This window comes from Arthrobacter sp. PGP41 (assembly GCF_002953935.1).
Lineage (GTDB): Bacteria > Actinomycetota > Actinomycetes > Actinomycetales > Micrococcaceae > Arthrobacter.
Genome location: NZ_CP026514.1, coordinates 834,651 through 856,783, shown reverse-complemented (window position 1 = coordinate 856,783; position 22,133 = coordinate 834,651). Strand labels below are relative to the sequence as shown.

General features: G+C 65.4%; 19 protein-coding genes, 1 tRNA gene and 1 pseudogene. 6 read left to right on the top strand and 15 right to left on the bottom strand.

Features of this window, described 5'->3' with window-relative positions:
• Positions 1-20: 20 nt before the first annotated feature.
• The 7 genes and pseudogenes from C3B78_RS03975 to C3B78_RS03945 form a co-directional block, all read right to left on the bottom strand.
• Positions 21-1,034, bottom strand: coding sequence for a Gfo/Idh/MocA family protein (locus tag C3B78_RS03975; protein ID WP_104996914.1), 1,014 nt, complete (start codon positions 1,032-1,034; stop codon positions 21-23).
• A 44-nt stretch (positions 1,035-1,078) separates the two neighbouring features.
• Entirely contained in the window at positions 1,079-1,990 is a 912-nt protein-coding gene (locus tag C3B78_RS03970) for a sugar phosphate isomerase/epimerase family protein (RefSeq protein ID WP_104996913.1), read from the bottom strand.
• 184 nt (positions 1,991-2,174) lie between these two features.
• A pseudogene (locus C3B78_RS03965) lies at positions 2,175-3,680 on the bottom strand (CoA-acylating methylmalonate-semialdehyde dehydrogenase); the annotation flags it as partial.
• 40 nt (positions 3,681-3,720) lie between these two features.
• Entirely contained in the window at positions 3,721-5,649 is a 1,929-nt protein-coding gene (iolD, locus tag C3B78_RS03960; protein ID WP_104996912.1) for a 3D-(3,5/4)-trihydroxycyclohexane-1,2-dione acylhydrolase (decyclizing), read from the bottom strand.
• Positions 5,650-5,689: 40 nt separating this feature from the next.
• Positions 5,690-6,640: a Cgl0159 family (beta/alpha)8-fold protein gene (locus tag C3B78_RS03955; RefSeq protein WP_104996911.1), complete on the bottom strand. Its 951-nt coding sequence runs from the start codon at positions 6,638-6,640 to the stop codon at positions 5,690-5,692.
• A complete protein-coding gene (iolC, locus tag C3B78_RS03950; protein ID WP_104996910.1) occupies positions 6,637-7,641 on the bottom strand; it encodes a 5-dehydro-2-deoxygluconokinase in 1,005 nt (334 codons plus the stop codon). Before iolC ends, C3B78_RS03955 begins: the two co-directional genes overlap by 4 nt.
• Before the next feature lie 218 nt (positions 7,642-7,859).
• Positions 7,860-8,264, bottom strand: a complete 405-nt coding sequence (locus C3B78_RS03945) for a tautomerase family protein (protein WP_104996909.1) — start codon at positions 8,262-8,264, stop codon at positions 7,860-7,862.
• Positions 8,265-8,416: 152 nt separating this feature from the next.
• Between C3B78_RS03945 and C3B78_RS03940 the strand changes: the two genes are divergently transcribed.
• Together C3B78_RS03940 and C3B78_RS03935 are read left to right on the top strand one after the other, a co-directional pair.
• Positions 8,417-8,782, top strand: a complete 366-nt coding sequence (locus C3B78_RS03940) for an ArsR/SmtB family transcription factor (RefSeq protein WP_104996908.1) — start codon at positions 8,417-8,419, stop codon at positions 8,780-8,782.
• The gene (locus C3B78_RS03935; protein ID WP_104996907.1) at positions 8,775-9,257 is read left to right on the top strand and encodes an SRPBCC family protein; all 483 of its coding nucleotides are present in this window, start codon (positions 8,775-8,777) and stop codon (positions 9,255-9,257) included. The genes C3B78_RS03940 and C3B78_RS03935 overlap by 8 nt, the downstream gene beginning before the upstream one ends.
• A gap of 151 nt (positions 9,258-9,408) precedes the next feature.
• On the opposite strand, the gene sucD is transcribed toward C3B78_RS03935, so the two are convergent.
• The 5 genes from sucD to C3B78_RS03910 all read right to left on the bottom strand — a co-directional run bounded on the left by sucD (position 9,409) and on the right by C3B78_RS03910 (position 15,904).
• Entirely contained in the window at positions 9,409-10,311 is a 903-nt protein-coding gene (gene sucD, locus C3B78_RS03930) for a succinate--CoA ligase subunit alpha (protein ID WP_104996906.1), read from the bottom strand.
• 11 nt (positions 10,312-10,322) lie between these two features.
• Positions 10,323-11,492 carry an ADP-forming succinate--CoA ligase subunit beta gene (gene sucC, locus C3B78_RS03925; RefSeq protein ID WP_104996905.1) on the bottom strand — a complete coding sequence of 390 codons (1,170 nt, stop codon included), beginning with the start codon at positions 11,490-11,492 and terminating at the stop codon, positions 10,323-10,325.
• A gap of 223 nt (positions 11,493-11,715) precedes the next feature.
• Positions 11,716-12,396 (bottom strand): hypothetical protein, encoded by a 681-nt coding sequence (locus tag C3B78_RS03920; RefSeq protein ID WP_104996904.1) that lies wholly within the window; start codon positions 12,394-12,396, stop codon positions 11,716-11,718.
• A 24-nt stretch (positions 12,397-12,420) separates the two neighbouring features.
• Positions 12,421-14,958: a DNA helicase PcrA gene (gene pcrA, locus C3B78_RS03915; protein ID WP_442778268.1), complete on the bottom strand. Its 2,538-nt coding sequence runs from the start codon at positions 14,956-14,958 to the stop codon at positions 12,421-12,423.
• 115 nt (positions 14,959-15,073) lie between these two features.
• Positions 15,074-15,904: an inositol monophosphatase family protein gene (locus C3B78_RS03910; protein WP_104996902.1), complete on the bottom strand. Its 831-nt coding sequence runs from the start codon at positions 15,902-15,904 to the stop codon at positions 15,074-15,076.
• 32 nt (positions 15,905-15,936) lie between these two features.
• Between C3B78_RS03910 and C3B78_RS03905 the strand changes: the two genes are divergently transcribed.
• Positions 15,937-16,566 carry a hypothetical protein gene (locus tag C3B78_RS03905; RefSeq protein ID WP_104996901.1) on the top strand — a complete coding sequence of 210 codons (630 nt, stop codon included), beginning with the start codon at positions 15,937-15,939 and terminating at the stop codon, positions 16,564-16,566.
• Here C3B78_RS03905 and C3B78_RS03900 read toward each other — a convergent pair.
• Complete coding sequence (locus C3B78_RS03900) at positions 16,559-17,314, bottom strand: DUF998 domain-containing protein (protein ID WP_104996900.1); 756 nt, start codon at positions 17,312-17,314, stop codon at positions 16,559-16,561. The genes C3B78_RS03905 and C3B78_RS03900 overlap by 8 nt on opposite strands.
• Positions 17,315-17,396: 82 nt before the next feature.
• On the opposite strand from C3B78_RS03900, the gene C3B78_RS03895 reads away from it, so the two are divergent.
• From C3B78_RS03895 to C3B78_RS03885, 3 genes are all read left to right on the top strand, one after another.
• Positions 17,397-17,469 (top strand) — tRNA-Arg (locus tag C3B78_RS03895).
• A gap of 1 nt (position 17,470) precedes the next feature.
• Positions 17,471-17,968, top strand: a complete 498-nt coding sequence (locus tag C3B78_RS03890; RefSeq protein WP_104996899.1) for a DUF6314 family protein — start codon at positions 17,471-17,473, stop codon at positions 17,966-17,968.
• A complete protein-coding gene (locus tag C3B78_RS03885; RefSeq protein WP_104996898.1) occupies positions 17,965-18,402 on the top strand; it encodes an NUDIX hydrolase in 438 nt (145 codons plus the stop codon). Before C3B78_RS03890 ends, C3B78_RS03885 begins: the two co-directional genes overlap by 4 nt.
• On the opposite strand, the gene C3B78_RS03880 is transcribed toward C3B78_RS03885, so the two are convergent.
• Together C3B78_RS03880 and C3B78_RS03875 are read right to left on the bottom strand one after the other, a co-directional pair.
• Positions 18,399-20,312, bottom strand: coding sequence for an ABC transporter ATP-binding protein (locus C3B78_RS03880; protein WP_104996897.1), 1,914 nt, complete (start codon positions 20,310-20,312; stop codon positions 18,399-18,401). The two genes, C3B78_RS03885 and C3B78_RS03880, sit on opposite strands and share 4 nt — an antisense overlap.
• Complete coding sequence (locus C3B78_RS03875; RefSeq protein WP_104996896.1) at positions 20,309-21,952, bottom strand: ABC-F family ATP-binding cassette domain-containing protein; 1,644 nt, start codon at positions 21,950-21,952, stop codon at positions 20,309-20,311. Before C3B78_RS03875 ends, C3B78_RS03880 begins: the two co-directional genes overlap by 4 nt.
• Between the last annotated feature and the right edge of the window lie 181 nt (positions 21,953-22,133).

The window sequence follows — 22,133 nt, the reverse complement described above, 5'->3', positions numbered from 1 at the left end:
GTGGATCAGTCAGGATGGGGCTAGCTGTAGAGGTCTGGCTTGGGGGCAAGCTTCACGGCGACCTTCTCACCGTTCTTCTGTGCCTCGACACCTGCTTCGCAGCAGGCTGCGGTGGCGTAACCGTCCCAGGCCGTGGGACCGCCGATCCCGCCCTTAAGTGCCGCGTCCACCCATGACTGGATTTCGACGTCGTATGCCGCACCGAAGCGCTCCTCGAAGCCGGGCGTGACGTTGCCGCCCCAGTGGCCTGCGCTGCGGGTGTAGGGTCCCTTGTCCCCGCCGATGCTGACGATGCCCTCTTCGAAGGACGCCTGCGTGGCCACTTCATAGCCGAACTTGGCGTTGACGTAGATTTCGACGTCGGCCAGGACACCTGACTCGGTCTCCAGCAGGACGTGCTGGGGGTCGTGCTGGCCTGCGGGCGCGTTCCTGGTCGCCTTGCCCAGGCGGACCTGGACGCTGGTGATTTCTTCACCGGTGAAGTACCTGATGGCGTCGAACTCGTGCACAACGGAGTCGTTGATCAGCATCTCGTTGGTGAAGCCGGCCGGCGTGGTGGGGTTGCGGTGCTGGTGGTGCAGCATCAGCAGCTCGCCCAGTTCACCGTTCCGGATGATTCCACCCAGTGCCGCGTACTCGGCGTCGAAGCGGCGCATGAAGCCCACCTGGATGCGCTTGTGGCCCAGTGCAACCTCGGCCTGGACGATCTTCCAGGAAGACTCGGCGTCCGGGGTCAGCGGCTTCTCGCAGAGGATGGGGATGTCCTTGGCAATGGCCTTGAGCAGGATGTCCTCGTGCAGGAAGCCCGGGGTGGCAATGAGTACTGCGTTGACGTCGCCGTTGTTGAGCGCTTCCTCGGCGTCGGCAAGGGCAACAGCGCCCGGGATGCCTTCAATGGCTGCCTGTGCGCGGGCCAGGTCAACGTCGACGACGGCGGCCACCTCGGCTCCGTGGATGCGGGTGTTGAGCCGCTGGATGTGGTCGGCGCCCATGCGTCCGGCGCCGATGACGGCGACGCGGAGGTTTTGAGTCATTGTTTCGTCCTTCTGTATCTGTAACGGATGCGGGCTGTCTTGTGTCAATTGACGGTGGTTCGGGAACCGCAGGACAGCAGGTAGTTGCGGGTGCGCTTGGCGATCGGCATGGGCACGTCGAAGGCCACCGGGTACATGTCCTGCTCCACGATGCCGAAGATGGGGCGGTTGAGGCCCTCCACCGCTTCGATGACGGCGCGCAGGTCCGGCAGGCCGTTCGGCGGCTCGGTCATAACGCCTGCCAGGTTGGCGGCAGCCCAGGTCATGTTTTCCTCGTTGACCTTCTTAAGGATCTCCGGGTTGATCTGCTTCAGGTGCAGGTAGCCGATCCGGTCCGGGTAGTTCTTGATGAGCTCCAGGCTTGATGCGCCGCAGTACTCGGCATGGCCCGTATCCAGGCAAAGGTTCAAATACTGCGGATCGGTTGCAGCCAGGAGGTGCTCGATGTCTTCCTGCGCACCCACATGTGAGTCGGCGTGGGAGTGGAACTGCTGCTTCAGGCCGAAGTCCTCCAGGAGGGTTTTGCCCAGGCGGTTGTGGCCGTCGAAGAGGTCGCTCCACGCCTTCTCGCTCAGCGTGCCGCTTTCGACGGCTTCGCCGGTAACGTCGTCGCGCCACATGGCGGGAATGACCACGATGTGTTCGCCGCCCATCGCGGCGGTCAGTTCGGCAACTTTGCGGGCCGGCTCCCAGGCGGTTTCCCACTGCTCCAAGCCGCGGTGGAAGGCTGTGAAGACCGTGCCGGCGCACACCTTAAGGTCGCGCTGCTTGAGCTCCTCGGCCAGCCGTGCGGGGTCGGTGGGGAGGTAGCCGTAAGGGCCCAGTTCGATCCACTTGTAGCCGGACTCGGCAACCTCATCGAGGAACCGTTCCCACGGCGTCTGCTTGGGGTCATCCGGGAACCAGACGCCCCAGGAGTCCGGCGCCGTGCCGATGATCAGTTTGTTGTCAGTCATGACAGCGTTGTCTTTCTGTTGTCGGGGTGCTCAGCCGGGATGGCGTAGGTCGAAGGGGTCAGTCGCGCCGTCCGCGGCCTTCAGTGGCGTCGTCGGCCCGGCCTGGAACGGCGTCTTCTCCGTGCGCCAGCTCGTCGGGGAGTCCTTCCGCTATTCCGTCGTGCCGTACAGCGTGATCGTCCGCGTGGGAGGGAAAGTTGTAGGAGGCGCCCGAAGCGGCCGTGGGTTCGGGCCAGCGGGAGGTGATGACCTTGCCGCGGGTGTAGAAGGAGACGCCTTCGGGGCCGTAGATGTGCTTGTCGCCGAAGAGGGATGCTTTCCAGCCGCCGAAGGAGTGGTAGGCCACCGGGACGGGCAGGGGCACGTTGATGCCGATCATGCCGACGGTCACGGAGCGTTGGAACTTGCGGGCTGCGGCGCCGGAGGAGGTGAAGATGGCGGTGCCGTTGCCGTACGGGTTGGCGTTGATCAGCGCGATGCCGTCCTCCAGGCTGTCAACGCGGACCACAACGAGGACCGGTCCGAAGATTTCCTCGGTGTAGGCGGTCATCTCGGTCTTGACGTGGTCGATGACGGTGGGGCCGACCCAGAAGCCGTCCTCGTGGCCGGGGACCACGAGGTCGCGGCCGTCAACGACCATCGCGGCGCCGGCCTGTTCGGCTTCGGTGACGATCCGGACGATGCGTTCCTTGGAGGCGGGGGTGATGACCGGGCCCATTTCGGCGTCGGGGGCGGTGCCGTTGTTGACCTTCACGGCCAGGGCGCGTTCTTCGACCTTCTTGACGATCAGGTCTGCGGCTTCCCCGACGGCGACGGCGACCGAGATGGCCATGCAGCGTTCCCCGGCGGAGCCGAAAGCGGCGGCGGCGAGGTGGTCCGCGGCGTTGTCCAGGTCGGCGTCGGGCATGATGATGGCGTGGTTCTTCGCCCCGCCCAGTGCCTGGACACGCTTGCCGTGCTTGGTGGCGGTCTCGTGGACGTACTGGGCGATCGGGGTGGAGCCGACGAAGGAGATGCCGTCCACGTCCGGGTGGGTCAGGAGACCGTCCACGGTTTCCTTGTCACCGTGCAGGACCTGGAACACGCCGTCGGGCAGGCCGGCCTGCTTCCAGAGCTTGGCCAGCAGCATCGAGGCGGAGGGGTCGCGTTCGGAGGGCTTGAGGATGAAGGCGTTGCCGGTGGCGATGGCCATCGGGGCCATCCACAGCGGCACCATGACCGGGAAGTTGAACGGGGTGATGCCTGCGACCACACCGAGGGGTTCGCGGAAGTTGAAGACGTCGATGCCGGTGGAGACCTGGTCGGAGTAGTCGCCCTTGAGCAGGGTGGGAATCCCGCAGGCGTATTCGATGACCTCAAGGCCGCGGCCGATCTCGCCCTTGGCGTCGGAAAGAACCTTGCCGTGCTCCGCAGTGATCAGGGCAGCGAGGTCGTCCACGTGGGCTGCGACCAGCTCGCGGAACTTGAACAGCACGGCGGTGCGCTTGGCCAGGGAGATATCGCCCCAGGTGTCGGCGGCCTTGCGGGCTGCGGCAACCGTTGCGTCCAGGTCCGCCCGGTTCGCCAGGCGCAGCTCTGCACTGACCTGGCCGGTGGCCGGGTTGTAGACGTTGGTGGTGCGGTCGCCCTCACCGGCGCTTTCGGCGCCGTCGATGAAGTGGTTGATGACAGTGGTGGTCGTCGTTGACATGTGTGGACTTCCTTGGTCTGTGGCTGTGCGGGGTGGGGTGTCAGCCGAGCAGTTTGCGCTGGCGGGCTTTGTGGTCGGAGTAGGTCTGGTATGCCGCTTTCGTCGAGTCCAGTTCGGAAACCTGGGAGACGGGCACGTCCCACCAGGACTCGGAGGACGGGGCGTCCAGCAGCGGGTCGGATTCGACGTGGATCAGGATGGGCCCGCCGCGTTCCGGGGCGGCCTTCGCGTCGCGGATGGCCTGCTCGAGTTCGGCAATGACCTTCTCCCCCGGTTCGATCCGGATGACCTTCACGCCCAGGGACTCGGCGTTCAGGGCCAGGTCCACGGGCAGGGTCTCGCCTTCGTCGAAGCTGTGCTGTTCCTCGTTCAGCGCCCGGTACTGGGTGCCGAACCGCTGTGAGCCGAGCATTTCCGAGAGCGAGCCGATGGAGGCGTAGCCGTGGTTCTGGATCAGGACCACGATCAGCTTGATCCGTTCGGCGACGGCGGTGACCAGTTCGGTGTGCATCATCAGGTAGGAGCCGTCCCCCACCATTACGACGACGTCGCGCCGGGTTCCGCCGTTGGCGGCTTCGGCCAGCGCGGCGCGCTTGACGCCGAGCCCGCCCGGGATTTCGTAGCCCATGCAGGAGTACGCGTACTCGACGTGGTAGCCGAAGGGGTCGCGGACGCGCCACATCTTGTGCAGGTCACCGGGCAGGGAACCGGCCGCGCAGATGACAACATCCTGGGCGTCCATGGCCCGGGACGTGGCGCCGATGATCTCGTTCTGCGCCGGCAGCGGGGTGTAGCGGGTGTTGAACGCGGCGTCCACGGTGGTGTCCCAGCGCTTCTTCTCGGCCTCGATTTTCTGTTCCAGGTCCGCGCCCACGCGGTACCCGCCCAAAGCTGCGTTGAGCTTCACCAGTGCCTTACGGGCGTCGGCGACGATCGGCAGCGTGGTGCCGTGCTTGTACGCGTCGATCGGGGCGACGTTGATGTTGATGAACTGTACGTCCGGGTTCTGGAAAGCTGTGCGGGACGCGGTGGTGAAGTCCTCGTAGCGGGTGCCGATGCCGATGATCAGGTCCGCCTCGGCAGCGATGGCGTTCGCCGCCGTCGTGCCCGTGGAGCCAATCGCCCCCAGGGAGAACGTGTGGTCCCAGGGCAGGACGCCGACGCCGGCCTGCGTGTTGCCCACCGGGATGCCCGTCAGTTCGACGAACTTCGCGAGTTCGTCGTTGGCGTAGGCGTACAGGACGCCGCCGCCGGCGATGATCAGCGGGCGCTTCGCGGCACGGATCGCCGCTGCGGCGCGGGCGATGTCGTCGTCGTCCGCGTCCGGGCGGCGGATCCGCCACTCGCGTTCGGCCAGGAACTCGGCAGGGACGTCGAAGGCCTCGGCCTGAACATCCTGCGGCAGCGAAATGGTCACTGCACCGGTCTCAGCCGGGTCCGTCAGGACGCGCAGGCCGTGGTGGAACGCGGAGAACAACTGCTCCGGCCGGGTCACCCGGTCAAAGAACTTGGACAGCGGCCGGAACGAATCGTTCACGGTGATGTCGTAGGCGTACGGCTGCTCCAGCTGCTGCAGCACGGGATCCGCGGCGCGGGTGGCAAAGGTGTCGCTGGGCAGCAGCAGCACCGGCAAACGGTTGGTCGTCGCCAAAGCGGCACCGGTCAGCAGGTTCGAGGAACCAGGACCGATGGACGTGCTGATCGCGAACGTCTGGCGGCGGCGGGTGTGCCGGGCATAGCCCACGGCCTGATGCACCTGGGCCTGCTCGTTCCGGCCCTGGTAGTACGGCATGATGGCCGGATCCAGCTGCTGGTACTGCTTCAGCGCCTGGCCCACACCGGCCACGTTCCCGTGCCCGAAGATGCCGAAGGTTCCCGGGATCAGCCGCTCACGGTAATCCACTCCCCCGACCGTGTCCACGGTGTACTGCCTGGAAAGGTATTCCACCACGGCCTGGGCGACCGTCATTCTGCGGGTTGCAGTTCCTGATGTTGTTCCCATGGGGAGGCTACTCCGATACTTCTTCGGTTCGGTTTGGGGTGGTGTGGTTCAGCAGCGAGGCGGCGGTGGCAACGGCGCCGGCAACATCGCCGCCGGCCGGGTACAGGAGTGTCCGGCCAACGGTAAGGCCCTGCACCCCGGGCAGCGCGAGGGCTGCCTGCCAGCTTGCGAAAACCTCGTCCTGGCTGCTGTCCGGGTCCCCGCCCAGCAGGACAGTGGGCATGGTGGTGGCCGCCATGACCCGTTCCATGTTCGCAACGACGGGAAGCTTCATCCACGTGTAGGCGCTCGTGGAGCCCAAGCCCTCAGCGATGGCGATGGACTTGATCACGGCGTCCGTTGAAAGGTCGTTCCGGACGCGGCCGTTTTCCCGGACCGACAGGAAGGGCTCCACCATGGCGATCAGCTTACGCTCGGCAAGCGAATCAATAGCCTTGGCTGTTGCTTCGAGAGTGACAACCGTGTCCGGGTCCCCGAGGCAGATGCGCGTCAGCATCTTGCCGCCATCGGCACCAAGGGCCTCAAGAGCTGCTGCCGTGTGGCCGGTGAAGCGGTCATCGAATTCGTTGACCAGGCCCGCGAGCCCGCCGCGGTTCATCGAGCCGAAAACCAGCTTGCCCTCAAGCGCGCCGAGCAGCAGCAGGTCGTCCATGATATCCGGCGAGGCAAGCACGCCGTCCACGTCCGGGTTGGCCAGTGCAATTTGCAGCCGGTCCAGCAACTGCCGGCGGTCTGCCATGGCCACGGGATCCGAACCGACGGCAAGGGCGCCGCGTGCGGGGTGGTCCGCAGCCACAATGAAGTTTTGCTTGCCGTATTTCAGGCCGGGGTGGCGGCGCCGTGCCTTCGCGGCCCGGGCTATGGCGTCCGGGTCTTCAAGCCGGATGGTGCTCAGGTGGGCGTAGCGGCGGGGGTCGTCGTCCAGGGCATTGTTCGAGGCGAGGGGCGTGAGGGTCACAGTGCTGCTCCTTCGGTGGCAAACTGACCAGGAACCAGGCGGCCGCGTTCGGCAAGCAGCGAGGTGACTTCCTCCGGCGTCGGCATCGCGTCGGCGCAGGAAAGGCGGGAGGCGACGATCGCGCCGGCAGCGTTGGCGTAGTCCAGGACCTGGGCCAGCGGCCAGCCTGAGAGCAGGCCGTGGCAGAAGGCTCCACCGAAGGAATCGCCGGCGCCAAGGCCGTTGACCGTTTCCACCGGTACCGGTGCGGAGACAACACGCTCGGTGCGGGTCTTCGCCATGACGCCTTCGGCGCCAAGCTTCACGACGGCAATCTCAACGCCGGCTGCCAGGAGGCGGTCAGCCTGCTCATCAGGCGTCCCCTCCCCAACGGCCACCGCGCATTCCTTGTCGTTGCCAATGGCCACGGTCACGTGCGGCAGGATACGGCCGACCTGTTCCCGGGCTTCCTCTTCGGAGGCCCAGAACATGGGCCGGTAGTCCAGGTCCAGGATGGTGAACTGGCCGTCCTTGAGCCCGGCGTGCGGGCGGGCCTCATGAGCGGCAATGTGCGCGCTTCGGCTCGGCTCCTGGCACAGGCCCGTCACCGTGGACCAGAAGATCCGCGCGTCGCGGATGGCGTCCAGGTCAAGCTCTTCGGCCTTGATCTGCAGATCCGGGGCAGTAGGGAAACGCCCGTAAAAGTAGAGCGGGAACTCGTCCGTGGCCGGCTTGATCGCACAGAACGTCACCGCCGTGGGCCATTCCCTGACCGGGGTGACGAAGGTATCGTCAACGTTGAACTTCTTCAGTTCCCGGTGGAGGTACTTGCCGAAAGCGTCGTCACCGGTGCGGGTAATCACGCCGGTCCGGCGGCCATGCCGGGCGGCTGCTACCGCAACGTTCGACGGCGATCCGCCGAGGTACTTGCCGAAGGACGTCACGTCTTCCAGGTCCACCCCAATGTCATTCGGGTAGATATCAACGCTGATGCGCCCGATGGTGAGCAGTTCGTGGGTCACGGTATTTGCGGACCTTTCTAGTTTGAACTCTGTACCTCAAACAGCTAGAGCTCCGGTGCCTGACTGGCCCCTCCATGAGCGGGGTCACACCCACTACTTTGCCCTAGAATTAATGTCCTGTCAAAGGTTTGTACTGACATGTTTACAACTTGCCATACCGGCGGTTTTAGGCTCCCGCAGGAGGCCTGGAAGGGTCCCTGCGGGTCGAAGTCGGCGGCCTATTTCCGGGGTACGGCAAGCTCGCCGGTAACATACTGGGCGCGGCCAAAGCCGAAGGACCAGTCGCCGGCAGTGTTCTCCACGTAGCCAATGAACACGTCCTCGCCAGCGATCCCCACCTCGGCGAGCTTGTCCGCCACGGCAGCAAAGAGCCGCTGCTTTGCCTCCTGCGACCGTCCGCCCTGGGTGAAGATCTGGATCATCACCACACCGCTTGTCCGCTCAAAACCGAGTCCGGCATCCTGGGCAAAGATCTGCCCGGCGGGATGCTCGGTGAGGATGTGGAAGTAATCGCGCTCCGGAATGCCGTATTCGGCAAGGATGGCGTCGTGGATTCCCCTGCTCAACTGCTGCAGGTCTTCCTGGCTGCGGCCCTGGTTTACATCGATACGAACGAGTGGCAACGGTCTCTCCTTATGCAAGTTTGTACTGACATACTAACAAAGTTCGTCGAGCTAGGGCAAGAGCTGCGGTGCTTGTGCGAGCGCCTGAGTAGGCGTAGGCTTAAACAACCTAAAGGTTGATAAAACAAAAGGTTGAGCAAGGAAGGGCCCTGATGAACTCCGAAAGCGCAGCCTTGGACTCGGCCTTCATGGCCTTGGCCGATCCCGTGCGGCGGAGCATCATCGCCCGGCTCAGCCGGGGCCCGGCCACCGTGAACGAATTGGCGGAACCGTTTGAGATCTCCAAGCAGGCGGTCTCAAAACATATCCAGGTACTCGAGCAGGCGGGACTGGTCACCCGGACCAGGGATGCGCAGCGCCGGCCCGTCCACCTGAACCCGGCGCGGCTTGAGGCGCTGACAGCCTGGATCGACCAGTACAGGCTGGTCCGCGAAGGGCAGTTCCGGAGCCTCGACGCCGTACTTAGATCACATGCTGCGGCCAGCAGCGATCCATCTCCAAGGAGTCATCATGAGTAATTCCCTGAAACTCAGCGTTCCTGAGGGCGTCCCCTTCATCGACTACGAGCGCGAGTTTGATTTCCCTGCAGCGGACGTCTTCCGGGCCCACAAGGAACCGGACCTGATCGTCCAGTGGCTGGGCCCGCGGGGCTACAAGATGGAGATCGGCCACTACGATTTCCGGACCGGCGGCAGCTACAGCTACCTGCACACCGGCCCCGAAGGGGTGCCCTACGAGTTCAGGGGCATCTTCCACACGGTCCGCGAGAACGAATTCGCCATCCAGACCTTTGAGTTCGGCGGCTACCCGGACGTGGTGAGCCTGGAATTCATGACCTTCGAGGACCTCGGCAATGGACGGTGCCGCCTGCGGGGCCACTCCGTCTACCCAAGCCAGGAGGCGCGCGACGGGATGGCCCAGTCCGGAATGGAAGGCGGCATGAGCGAGGGCTACGAGCGGCTGGACGAACTCCTCAGCGGCGCCAAGGTCTGACGGGCCAAAAGTACGACGACGGGAGGTCACCTTTCGCCTGGAAAGGTGACCTTCCGCCGTCGTGCGTTAAACAGCAACGCGGGGTCACTCCGCGCCCAATCCAGGGGATGGATCGGGCCGGGAGTGACCCCGCCTTGTTTGTTACCAGGAGTTAGAGCGCTGCGTAGACTTCGCGCAGCAGCTTGGCGGTTTCGGACGGCGTCTTGCCGACCTTCACGCCAGCGGCCTCAAGGGCTTCCTTCTTGGCCTGGGCGGTTCCGGCGGAACCGGAGACGATGGCGCCGGCGTGGCCCATGGTCTTGCCCTCGGGAGCGGTGAAGCCGGCCACGTAGCCGACAACAGGCTTGGTGACGTTGGCCTTGATGAAGTCAGCCGCGCGCTCTTCGGCGTCGCCGCCGATTTCGCCGATCATCACGATCGCCTTGGTCTCGGGGTCAGCCTCGAATGCGGCCAGGGCATCAATGTGCGTGGTGCCGATGATGGGGTCGCCGCCGATGCCGATGGCGGTGGAGAAGCCGAGGTCGCGCAGTTCGTACATCATCTGGTAGGTCAGGGTTCCGGACTTGGAAACCAGGCCGATGGGACCCTTGCCCGTGATGTTGGCCGGGGTAATGCCGACCAGTGCCTCGCCGGGGGTGATGATGCCGGGGCAGTTCGGTCCGATGATGCGGGTGACCTGGTTGCCGTCCGCGTCAACCTTGGACTGGGCCAGCGCCCAGAACTCGGCAGAGTCCTGGACCGGCACGCCTTCGGTGATCACGACGACCAGGCCGATGCCGGCCTCGATCGCTTCTACAACGGCGTTCTTGGTGAATGCCGGCGGCACGAAGACGATGGAAACGTCGGCGCCTGTTTCCGCCATGGCTTCCTTGACGGTGCCGTAGACGTTGATTTCCTTCTCACCGTGCAGGACCGTGGTGCCGGCCTTGCGGGCGTTGACGCCGCCAACAATGTTGGTGCCGGCCTTGAGCATCAGGGCGGTGTGCTTGGTGCCTTCGCCGCCGGTGATGCCCTGGACGATGACCTTGGAGTCCTTGTTCAGATAGATAGACATGGTGCGTCCCTTTACTTAGCTGCGTTGGCGAGCTCGGCTGCCTTGTCGGCGCCCTCGTCCATGGTTGCGGCCAGGGTAACCAGCGGGTGGTTCGCCTCGACCAGGATGCGGCGGCCTTCCTCAACGTTGTTGCCGTCAAGGCGGACTACCAGCGGCTTGTTCGCGGAGTGGCCCAGTTCGGCCAGTGCACCAACGATGCCCTTGGCTACAGCGTCACAGGCGGTGATGCCGCCGAAGACGTTCACGAAGACGGATTTGACCTGCTCATCGCCGAGGATGACGTCCAGGCCGGCGGCCATGACCTCTGCGGATGCTCCACCACCGATGTCCAGGAAGTTGGCAGGCTTCACGTTGCCGTGGTTTTCACCGGCGTAGGCGACGACGTCCAGCGTGGACATCACAAGGCCTGCGCCGTTGCCGATGATACCCACTTCGCCGTCCAGCTTGACGTAGTTGAGGTCCTGCGCCTTTGCCTTGGCCTCAAGCGGGTCAGCCTCATCCTTGTCAGCGAGGAGGGCGTGCTTTGCGTGGCGGAACTCGGCGTTCTCGTCCAGCGAGACCTTGCCGTCGAGGGCCACGATCTCGCCTGCGCCGGTCTTGACGAGCGGGTTGACCTCCACCAGGGTGGCGTCTTCCTTCTTGAAGACGTCCCAGAGCTTGAGGATCACTGCGGCGACCTTGCCACGGAGTTCCTCAGCGAAGCCGGCGGCCGCGACGATCTCGTCGGCCTTGGCCTGGTCGATGCCCACGGCGGGATCGATGGCGATCTTGGCGAGCGCCTCGGGGCGTTCGACGGCGAGCTGCTCGATTTCCATGCCGCCCTCAACCGAGCACATGGCCAGGTAGTTGCGGTTGGCCCGGTCCAGCAGGACGGAGAAGTAGTATTCCTCGGCAATGTCCGCGCCCTGGGCAATCATCACCTTGTTGACAGTGTGGCCCTTGATGTCCATGCCCAGGATGTTGGTGGCGTGTTCAAGTGCCTCATCCGCGGACTTTGCCACCTTGACGCCGCCGGCCTTGCCGCGGCCGCCAACCTTGACCTGTGCTTTAACGACAGTAACGCCGCCGATCTTCTCGGCAGCTGCCTTTGCTTCTTCTGGGGTGTACGCCACGATGCCGGCAAGCACGGGTACACCGTGCGCCTCGAACATATCGCGCGCCTGGTATTCAAACAGGTCCACGGTTTAGTGTCCTTCTACGTCGAAGTAGTTTCTGTACAGTCGGACACCATCGCAAGACGATGACCGGGCTGCGGAATTGCACGCACCGGCGGCCTGTTGGAAACGAGCCACGCGGCGTGATGCTCCATTGGGAACTCTAGTCCTTTGAAGGGACCGGCCCGTCCCAGACTACCCCTTATGTGAGTAAGGACACTATTCTATGAAGCGTAGAAAAACCGCGGAATTACGGGGTTTTTGAGGCCCCTGCGGTCGCCGGCGGGGCGCCTGCGGCTGGTCCTGCGATCAGTTCGTAATGATCCGGCGACACGAAGAATCCGACCCCTGCGGACACGTTTCCGCACGCTACACCGCCGTTGTAGGCAGAGCAGCGCAGCCCGTTATGTTCGAGGATTTTCCCGTCCGCAAGGACAGGCAGCTGCGTCAGCGGTCCTGCCTTGCTGCCCCGGGGGCCGTACGCTGCCTCCATTTGTGTGACGCCGGAACGGCACTCGCCGTACCTTGCGGCGTCAGGCGTCAGCAGGGCAACCCCGCCCAGGTGTCCGAGGTTCGTGCCCGCACAGTCGTCTGCCACGTCTTCGGATTGCGGCGCGGGGTACCTGGACAGTTCGCAGTGGGCCACCGGCACAATGGCCAGTTTGTTGTTTTCGCTGTCGCTGAAGCTGTCATGCTCATAAGGAAGGTTGATGTGCGGCCCGCGGGCGGCCGTGAGGGAACATGCCACGGTTCGGTCTTCCGTGAGGAACGAGACAACGCCATCAGCTCCGCCGGAGTAGTCCTCCGGGTCAGCCAGCGCTCCCTGCGCCAGCTGTTCCATTGGTGGCAGCGGCGGCGGTGCTACATACCCGCGGTCTTCCACCGTCACCGCGCACCCTGTGGCACCCAGCAGGAAAAGGGAGGCGAGCATCCCCCCAACCGTCCGCCTCATGGGTCAGGCGTCGAGCTTGGTCAGCGGCGCGTAGCGCAGCAGCAGCCGCTTCTCGCCGACGTCGAACTTCACCTTGGCCACTGTCTTGTCCCCCGCTCCCTCGAGCGCCAGGACGGTTCCGTTGCCGAAGCTCGTGTGGTTGACCTTGTCCCCAACGTTGACTGCAACAATCTCTTTTTGCGGTTGTACCCTGTTCCGCGCGATAGCGGCGGGAACATCGGCATTGAAACCCGCAGAGGCATCAGCCGACGCGCCGCGCGCAGTCCCTGCACCCCAGAAGGATCCGCTGTAGCGGCTGGAGCCAATGGAACCGCTGCTCCCCCAGCCGCCCTGCCTGCTGGTTCCTTCCCGCTTCCACTCCAGGAGTTCGGCGGGAATCTCCTCGAGGAACTGGCTGGCAGGGTTGTACTGGCTCTGCCCCCACATGCTGCGGACCTCGGACCGGGTGACATAAAGCCGCTTCCGGGCGCGGGTAAGGCCTACATAGGCAAGCCGGCGTTCCTCGGCCAGTTCCTTGGGGTCCGTGGCTGAGCGTTGGTGCGGGAACAGTCCGTGTTCCATGCCGGTCAGGAACACCACCGGGAACTCGAGGCCCTTCGCGGTGTGGAGTGTCATCAGCGTGACTACGCCCAGCCGTTTGGCTTCCGCCACGGCGGCATCAATGTCTGCTCCGGGCGCGTCAGGGATCTGGTCTGCGTCTGCCACCAGCGAGACCTGCTCCAGGAAGGCGCTTAGCGACCCTTCCGGGTTCTCCTGTTCGTACTCACGGACGACGGCGACGAGTTCCGCCAGGTTTTCCACCCGCGACTCGTCCTGCGGGTCAGTACTGGAACGCAGCGCGGCAAGGTAGCCGGTCTGCTCCAGGACAGCCTCCAACGCCGCCGCGGCGCCGGAGCCGGCAGCCACCTCGGCGAGGTCATCCAGCAGCTTCACGAAACCGAGGACGGCGTTCACGGACCGGGTCGCCATTCCCGGAGCCTGGTCGGCACGGCGTGCAGCGTCCATAAAGGAGGTCCGCTCGCGCTGGGCCAGTGCCGCTACGGCGCCCTCGGCCCGGTCGCCGATGCCCCTTTTTGGTTCGTTAAGCACCCGGCGGAGGTTGACGTCGTCGTCCGGGTTGACCAGGACGCGCAGGTAGGCGAGGGCGTCCTTGATCTCCTTGCGCTCGTAGAAGCGCGTGCCGCCCACCACCTTGTAGGGCAGGCCCACGCGGACCAGAACGTCTTCGATGGAGCGGGACTGGGCATTGGTGCGGTAGAAAATGGCGACATCGCCGGGACGGAGGTTGTCTTCGTCCTGGAGCCGGTCGATCTCCTTGGCAATGAACTGGGCTTCATCGTGCTCGTTCTCGCCCACGTAACCGATGATCTTGTGGCCGTCCCCCTCGGCAGTCCACAGCCGCTTCTCGGGACGGTTCGGATTCCTTGAGATGACGGAGTTCGCTGCGCTGAGAATGTTCTGGGTGGAACGGTAATTCTGCTCCAGCTTGATGGTCCGGGCCTCGGGATAGTCCTTTTCGAATTCCACGATGTTGCGGATGTCGGCGCCACGGAATGCGTAGATGGACTGATCGGAATCACCCACGACCGTCAGCTCTGACGCGCCCGGACCTTCCCCCACGATTTCCCGGACCAGGGCGTACTGGGCATGGTTGGTGTCCTGGTATTCGTCCACAAGCACATGCCTGAACCGGCGGCGGTAGGACTCAGCAAGTGCGGGGAAAGCCCGGAACATGTAGACGGTCTCCGCGATGAGATCGTCAAAGTCCATGGCGTTCGCCTGGCGCAGCCGCTGGGTATAGCCCTTGAAGACGTCGGCTACGGCCTGCTCGAAAGGATCGTTGTAGTTCGCCGCAGAGGCGTACGAGTCAGCATCGATGAGTTCGTTCTTCAAGGCGGAAATCTTGTGCTGGATGGCCTTGGGCGCGAACTTCTTGGGATCCAGGTCCAGGGCTTTGGATACCTGCGTGATGAGCCGGAGCGAGTCCGCGGAGTCGTAGATGGAGAAGTTCGACTTGAGGCCAACGTTGGCCGCCTCTTGCCGAAGGATGCGGACGCAGGATGAATGGAAAGTGGAAATCCACATGATCTTGGCACGTCCGCCCACGAGCTTTTCGATGCGTTCCCGCATTTCCGCCGCGGCCTTGTTCGTGAAGGTGATGGCCAGGATTTCTCCGTGGTGGGCACGTCCGGTGGCGATCAGGTAGGCGATCCTGTTGCTAAGCACACGGGTCTTGCCCGAACCGGCGCCGGCCACGATCAGCAGGGCGGGCCCGACGTGTTTGACCGCTTCTTCCTGCTGCGGGTTCAACCCCTCCAGGAGCTGGGCTGCGTCCGGCCTGCGATCGCCGTGGCGATGCCCCTCCCCGTGCTGAGCATCAGGCCCGTGATTGCTGCCCGCAAGGCCCGCACCTGGCCGGTTCTCCCAGGGCGCAGAACCGCCAGGACCAGCCGCCGTAGCGCCGTCAGGGCGCGACTTGGTGCGGGAAGCCGCTGCGGAAGCGGCCTTGAACGGTCCGTCAGAGTACGGGTCAAACAACATATCCATGGTGCCTACAAGTCTAGGCGGTGGGGCCGACACCCAGGTCCAGGCTGTGGATTACGGGCTTTATCCACATAGCGCTGAGGGTGCGTGCCGTGCATGGGCTGGCAGGACCCTAGGCCACCGAACCTGACTCAAGGGCGGCACGCAACTCGCGTACCGCCGTCGTGCCTCCTGCCATGAACCATTCCAGCCCGTTCACGCGCACGGTGTCCACAGCACCACCGGCGGCCCGCACAATCGCCTTGCCGGGCAGCCAGTCCCATTCCGGGCAGCTGTGCTGGAACCAGCAACCGATCTGCCCATCCGCCACCCGGCCCAGGTCGCAGGAGCCGGAGCCGAGCATCCGCAGTGCGGCGGCCGACGTTGCGGCCGCATGCCAGGGCATGGCGCAGAGGGGGTCCATCAGCCAGCTGGGATGGATATAGGTGGCCGCCCCAAGCTCGGCAACGGCGGCCGCGTTCCGCTCTCCCCTGTTGTCGTGGAAAACCGTCAGCTGTTCGCCGTTCAGGGTGGCGGGGTGCGACCGTCCCCCCAGCCAGAGCTTGTCCTCCTCCGGCTGGAAGATGGCGCCCAGCACCACGCCCGACTGGTCTTTCAGGGCGATGGCCGAGCACCAGTAGGTGGACCCGTGCAGGAAGTTGTAGGTGCCGTCCACGGGATCAATCACCCAGGTCCGGCCGCTGCTGCCCTGCACCGACGCGCCTTCCTCACCCAGGATTCCGTCCTGCGGCCGGCAGCGCTGGAGCTGCTCCAGGACATAGGCTTCCGCTGCATGGTCGGCCGCCGTCACGACGTCCGAGATGGAGGTCTTCTGCTGTGACTGCAGGCCTGCCATCCGCATGAGAAGCGCCAATTGGCCGGCTTCACGCACCAAGGCGGCTGCAAGCTGGTAGTCGTCAAGTGAAGGGTCAAGTTCAACAGCGCTGTGCCGGCCAATGGTCATGGCTTCAGTTTATGGGGCGCGATAATGGTGCCATGGCCAAGACACCTGCCCAGCGGATCAAGAAGCACGGCTCCAGGGCGGCGGTACCCCAGCACCACCTCCCGCCCGTGGTGAACCCCACAACGGCCCGCACCCCGCAAAAGGCCCAAAGCAACGGCAACCTCCTCCTCATCGCGGGCGTGGTGGCCAGCCTGTTCCTCTTCTGGTACCTGCACCTGCTGACCCTGGACCAGCTCCGGCAGCTCTCCGGCGGCCTCGCCATGCCGGACTCCCTTATTGGCGGTTTCGACCCCGCCTACATCGGCACACTGCAGGCCGCCATGGACGCGGACGCCCGCGGTCAGCTCAACTATCTGCACAAGACGGCGGGCACCTTGTTTCCGCTGATTTTCGGGTTCACGTGGCTGCTGCTGATCGGGACGAACGTTGCCCGGAAGGCGCTGCGCTGGGCGCTCTGGGCTTTCCCGCTGCTCTTCGTGGTGGTGCGGCTCTGGGCCAACGTGGCTATCGACGGCATGCTGGCAGCAGAAACACCCGACGCCGGCCAGGTTGCCCTTGCATCGGGCCTCACCGTTGCCGGCTGGGTCCTGCTGGTCCTGAGCCTGCTCGCGGGCGCTGCCGCAGTCATCCTCGGTACCCGGAAGCCCAAGGCAGCTAGTTGACCGCAGCCATGCCCCGGACCTCCTTGCGGTGCCGGTGCACACGGTGCGCGATGACCAAGCCTGCGGTGGCCATGCCCACCGTGACCGGGTAGCCCATCAGCCGCTCCAGCGTGCCCGGCTCCGGCACATCCATGCGCGTCAGCCCACCGGTCGCCAGGGCAGCGGAAGAAACAGCACCGCAGGCCAGGATGAACCAGGCGAAAGCTGTCTTCCGCAGCCAAAGGACTCCCAGCACCAACAGCGCGCCCGCCCCGGCGAGGAAGTACACCAGGGCGCCCACGAAGTGCCAGCTTGAGCCCGCATCCTCCGGCACCAGTCCAACAATTACAGTGCCGGCCCCGGCAGCCCCTGTCAGGATCCGCACCCAGACAGCCGCCATCCAGGGCCGCCGCCGCGGCTGCACCCGCAGGTCCGCCCGGGCCGCCACGCACAGCAGCCCGGACGTCAGCAGGACAGCACCCAGCAGCATTCCCAGGCCTTGGACCACGAACGAGGCGTTCATCAGCCAGTTCAGCGGGGAACACACGTGGCGGCCGTCATAGATCCCGCAGTTCAGTGCCCCCAGGTCGCTGATATAGCCGGTCCGGAGGTCGTAGGCAGTGGGTCCTGCCCACGCTCCGACCGCTGCCGCTTCCGCCGCGAAATACTGCAGCACGCTCAGGACCGACCACGCGCCGATGTACTGCCGTGTGGAGGTGGTGTCCGGAATAAAGGCGAAGGCTGGGGCGGCGGACGGCGCTGAACTCATGCCTTGAGCGTAGTACGGCCCCGCACCTTGTATGCTTGTATCCGTGTCCGGCCGGACTGGCCCGCCGATCCTACGGACGCAAGCCCTCGTAGCTCAGTGGATAGAGCACGGCTCTCCTAAAGCCGGTGTCGTTGGTTCGATTCCAATCGAGGGCACTTGAACCATCCTTCCCCGGAGTTCCAGCTTCGCGCCTACCTCCTTGGCCCCGCCGGGCCCAGCCGCGCCACGGGCACTGCAGAGGCCGGACGGTGGGCCGTCCAGCGGGACCTGCTGGACCGCGCGGAGGGCACCCGCGGCACCTTTTCCGGCGTCGTGCATTTTGTTCCCACGGACGACGACGGCCTGGCCCTTCGCGAGGAAGGCACCATGCGCTGGCCATCCTTTACAGGCCCCGCCTCCCGGGAATACCTGCTGAAAAACACAGCCCGCCCGGATGCACTGGATGTTTTCTTCCCGGACGGCCGCCCCTTCCACACCATGAGCTTCACGCCGGAGACCAACCTGGACCAGCACTGGTGCGACCCCGACACCTACCGCGTCGCCTACGCCTACGGGGACGCCGACAGGTTCAGCTACACCTGGGACGTGAAGGGCCCGAAGAAGGACCTGCTGCTGGCCTCGCATCTGGTCCGGATCCCAGGCGGTGCCGCATGAAGGACCGCATTGTGGTCTCCGCCGTCTGCGTGTTCGACGACGCCGGCCGGCTCCTCACGGTGAGGAAGCGCGGCACGGCAATGTTCATGCACCCGGGCGGCAAGCCGGAGCCGGGCGAAACAGCTGTCCAGGCGGCAGCCCGGGAGCTGGCTGAAGAAGTTGGCATCGTCCTGGATCCAAGTGAACTGCAGCTGATGGGCGTCTGGATCGCCGCTGCCGCCAACGAGGCCGCCACCGATATTGAAGCCACCGTCTTCACTGCGCCGGGCACGTGGGCGGCCCGTCCTTCCGGGGAGATCGAAGAAATCCGCTGGCTGGACCTGGCTGCCCTGGGCAGCGGCACGGAACCCGTCGAAGACCTGGCGCCGCTGCTGACGGACCACATCCTGCCCGAGCTCGCCGCCAGGCCGGGCAGCGCTTCCCTGGGAGCCTAGAACTCCGGAACTGCTTCCTGGGCCACCGCCGTGGCCTCGTCGAACTGCGTCCGGTAAAGCTCGGCGTACCGCCCTTCGGCAGCAAGCAGTTCGGTGTGGGTCCCGCGTTCCACGATCCGGCCATCCTCCACTACCAGGATCGCGTCCGCGGCCCGGACAGTGGACAGGCGGTGCGCAATCACGACGGCGGTGCGCCCCTCGAGCGCGGCCCCCAGGGCCGCCTGCACGGCGGCTTCGTTGGTGGAGTCAAGGGCAGCCGTTGCCTCATCGAGGATAACCACCCGAGGCTGGGCGATAAGCAGCCGCGCAATGGTGAGGCGCTGCCGTTCACCGCCGGAAAGCCGGTAGCCGCGCTCCCCCACCACAGTGTCCAGCCCGTCCGGCAGGGAACGGATCATGGTTTCCAGCCTGGCCTGCCGGATGACCTCCCACATGTCCGCTTCCGTGGCTTCGGGCCGGGCAAGCCGCAAATTCGAGGCGATGGACTCGTGGAAGAGGTGGCCGTCCTGCGTGACCATGCCCAGCGTGTCCCGCAGGGAATCAAAGGTGACATCGCGCAGGTCCACGCCGGTGCCGGGAACAGTGCCGCCCAGGCGCACCGCACCGGAGTCCACGTCGTAGAGCCGTGCGAGCAGCTGCGCGATGGTGGATTTGCCGGCACCGGAGGAACCCACCAGCGCCACGGTTTGGCCCGGTTCCACCCGGAAGCTGATGCCGTGCAGCACTTCCTCCCCGCCGCGGGTGTCCAGCGTGGATACCTCTTCCAGGGAAGCCAGGGAAACCTTGTCCGCGGAGGGGTAGGCGAACCGGACGTCGTCGAACTCCACGGAGACCGGACCGGGCGGAACGGCCACGGCGTCCGGTTTCTGCTGGATGAGCGGCTTCAGGTCCAGGATTTCGAACACACGCTCGAAGCTGACCAGGGCGCTCATGATTTCCACCCGCGCGTTGGAAAGCGCGGTAAGCGGCGCGTAGAGCCGGGTGAGCAGCAGCGCCAGCACCACGACGTCGCCAGCCGCCAGCTGGCCGGTGATGGCCATCCAGCCGCCCAGCCCGTACACGAGGGCGAGCGCGAGCGCGGAAACCAGGGTCAGCGCCGTGACAAAGGTGAACTGCAGCATTGCGGTGCGCACCCCGATGTCCCGGACCCGTCCGGCCCGCACCGCGAATTCCCGGGATTCCTCGTCGGGACGGCCGAACAACTTCACCAGGGTGGCACCGGGGGCGGAGAACCTCTCGGTCATCTGGGTGCCCATGGCGGCGTTGTGCTCGGCCGCCTCACGCCGCAGGTCCGCCAGCCGGGACCCCATCCGGCGGGCGGGGATGAGGAAAATGGGCAGCAGGATCATGGCCAGCACGGTCACCTGCCAGGAGGTTCCCAGCATCACCACGAGAGTCAGGATCAGCGCCACCACATTGCTGACCACGCCGGACAGGGTGCCGGCAAACGCTGACTGGGCGCCGATGACGTCATTGTTCAGCCTGCTGACCAGGGCCCCGGTCCGGGTACGGGTGAAGAAGGCGATGGGCATCTTCTGCACATGGTCGAACACCCGGGTGCGGAGATCCACGATCACGCCCTCGCCAATGGTGGAGGAAAGCCAGCGGCTCACCAGCCCCAGGCCTGCTTCCGCAACAGCGACGACGGCAATCAGCACCGCGAGCCGGACCACTTCCCCGGCGGCAGCCTTGGCCACGATGGCGTCCACCACCTGACCGGCGAGGACAGGCGTGGCGACGGCCAGGAACGCCATCACCACGGACAGTGCCACGAACGCGATGAGCTTTCCGCGGTGCGGCCGGGCAAAGCCAAGGACGCGCTTCAGCGTGTCCTTGGAGAAGGGCTGGGAACCGCTTTTGGCCCGGGTGATCTTGTACAGCGAGCTCCAGGCCACCCCTTCCATGCTCATTGCTGCTGCTCCTCTACCGTGCCGTTATCCACATTCCAACGTACATCCAGCCGCACGTTTTCCAGCAGCCGCCGATCGTGGGTCACCAGCAGCAGCGCCCCGTCATAATTTTCCAGGGCCTCCTCCAGCTGCTCAATGGCGGGAAGGTCGAGGTGGTTGGTGGGCTCGTCCAGGACCAGGAGGTTCACGCCGCGGGCCTGGAGCAGTGCCAGCGCGGCCCGGGTCCGCTCGCCCGGCGACAAAGAATCAACGGTCCGGGACGTGTGGTCCGCCCTCAGGCCGAACTTGGCGAGCAGGGTGCGGACCTCGGCCGGGGTCATATCCGCCAGGACGGCCTCGACGGCGTCGGCAAGGGTAAGGTTGCCGGCCAGCAGCCCTCGGGCCTGGTCAATCTCCCCGATGGCCACGGAGGCACCCATGGCGGCGCTCCCGGAATCCGGCCTGATACCGCCCAGCAGCAGCCGCAGCAGGGTGGACTTCCCGGCACCGTTGGGTCCCGTGATGCCGATCCGCTCCCCCGCGTTGAGCTGGAGGTTGACGGGTCCCAAGGTAAAGTCGCCCTGCCGGACCACGGCGTCGCGGAGCGTTGCAACCACGGAACTGGAGAGGGGTGCCTTGCCGATGGAGAACTGCAGCTGCCATTCCTTCCGCGGCTCTTCCACCGCATCCAGCCTTGCAATGCGGGACTCCATCTGGCGTACCTTCTGGGCCTGCTTTTCTGAAGACTCGGTGCTGGCGGCCCGGCGGATCTTGTCATTGTCCGGGCTCTTCTTCATGGCGTTCCGCACGCCCTGCGAGCTCCATTCACGCTGGGTCCGGGCCCTGGACACCAGGTCTGCCTTGGTGGCCGCAAACTCCTCGTACTTTTCGCGGGCGTGTCGCCGGGCAACGGCGCGTTCCTCGAGGAAGGCGTCATAGCCGCCGTCGTAGACGGCCACAGCGTTCTGGGCAAGGTCCAGTTCCACCACCGTGGTGACACAGCGGGCCAGGAACTCGCGGTCATGGCTCACCAGCACAGCACCGCCCCGCAGGCCCTTGACGAAGTCCTCGAGCTTGGCGAGGCCCTCCAAGTCAAGGTCATTGGTGGGTTCGTCCAGCAGCACCACGTCGAACCGGCTCAGGAGCAGTGCGGCCAGCGCAACCCGCGCGGCCTGCCCGCCGGAAAGGCCGGTCATGGCCGCGTCCGGGCCAGTCTCCAGCCCAAGGTCAGCCAATACCGCGGGAAGCCGGTCATCCAGGTCGGCTGCGCCGGAAGCCATCCACCGGTCGAAAGCCAGCGCATACGCATCATCTGCTCCCGGGGCACCTGCTCCCAGCGCCTCCGCCGTGGCTTCCATCTCGGCGGTGGCCTGGGCACAGCCTGTGCGCCGGGCTATGTATCCGGCAACGGTTTCACCCGGCACGCGTTCGTGCTCCTGGGGAAGCCACCCTACAAAAGCGTCGGCGGGGGCAAGGCTGACCGAGCCGTCCTGCGGCTCGTCCACGCCGGCGAGAAGCCGGAGCAGCGTCGACTTCCCGGCTCCGTTGGCACCCACCACGCCCACGACGTCTCCGGGCGCGACGGTCAGGGAAAGCCCCGAGAACAGCTGCCGGTGGTCATGACCGCCGGAGACGTCCTTGGCTACAAGGGTTGCAGTCATTGATCCATCCTTTCGCCGCTGCGTCCGCAGCGGGTTTCCCTGCCTGAAACGAGCGGCAGGGCCATGCCGATTGCCCGGGAGGAAGGCGCGCGGGCCGCAGGACATGAAAGAACCCGCTGGTCCGGACTTGGGGGGTGTACGGACCAACGGGCTCGACCATTAAGCATAGTCGAAACGGCAG

Coding starts and splice junctions, on each gene's coding strand:
- C3B78_RS03975 (WP_104996914.1), bottom strand. CDS start 1,034: ATGACTCAAAACCTCCGCGTCGCCGTCATCGGCGCCGGACGCATGGGC.
- C3B78_RS03970 (WP_104996913.1), bottom strand. CDS start 1,990: ATGACTGACAACAAACTGATCATCGGCACGGCGCCGGACTCCTGGGGC.
- iolD (WP_104996912.1), bottom strand. CDS start 5,649: ATGACGGTCGCCCAGGCCGTGGTGGAATACCTTTCCAGGCAGTACACC.
- C3B78_RS03940 (WP_104996908.1), top strand. CDS start 8,417: ATGAACTCCGAAAGCGCAGCCTTGGACTCGGCCTTCATGGCCTTGGCC.
- C3B78_RS03935 (WP_104996907.1), top strand. CDS start 8,775: ATGAGTAATTCCCTGAAACTCAGCGTTCCTGAGGGCGTCCCCTTCATC.
- sucD (WP_104996906.1), bottom strand. CDS start 10,311: ATGTCTATCTATCTGAACAAGGACTCCAAGGTCATCGTCCAGGGCATC.
- C3B78_RS03920 (WP_104996904.1), bottom strand. CDS start 12,396: ATGCTCGCCTCCCTTTTCCTGCTGGGTGCCACAGGGTGCGCGGTGACG.
- pcrA (WP_442778268.1), bottom strand. CDS start 14,958: ATGTTGTTTGACCCGTACTCTGACGGACCGTTCAAGGCCGCTTCCGCA.
- C3B78_RS03910 (WP_104996902.1), bottom strand. CDS start 15,904: ATGACCATTGGCCGGCACAGCGCTGTTGAACTTGACCCTTCACTTGAC.
- C3B78_RS03905 (WP_104996901.1), top strand. CDS start 15,937: ATGGCCAAGACACCTGCCCAGCGGATCAAGAAGCACGGCTCCAGGGCG.
- C3B78_RS03900 (WP_104996900.1), bottom strand. CDS start 17,314: ATGAGTTCAGCGCCGTCCGCCGCCCCAGCCTTCGCCTTTATTCCGGAC.
- C3B78_RS03885 (WP_104996898.1), top strand. CDS start 17,965: ATGAAGGACCGCATTGTGGTCTCCGCCGTCTGCGTGTTCGACGACGCC.
- C3B78_RS03880 (WP_104996897.1), bottom strand. CDS start 20,312: ATGAGCATGGAAGGGGTGGCCTGGAGCTCGCTGTACAAGATCACCCGG.
- C3B78_RS03875 (WP_104996896.1), bottom strand. CDS start 21,952: ATGACTGCAACCCTTGTAGCCAAGGACGTCTCCGGCGGTCATGACCAC.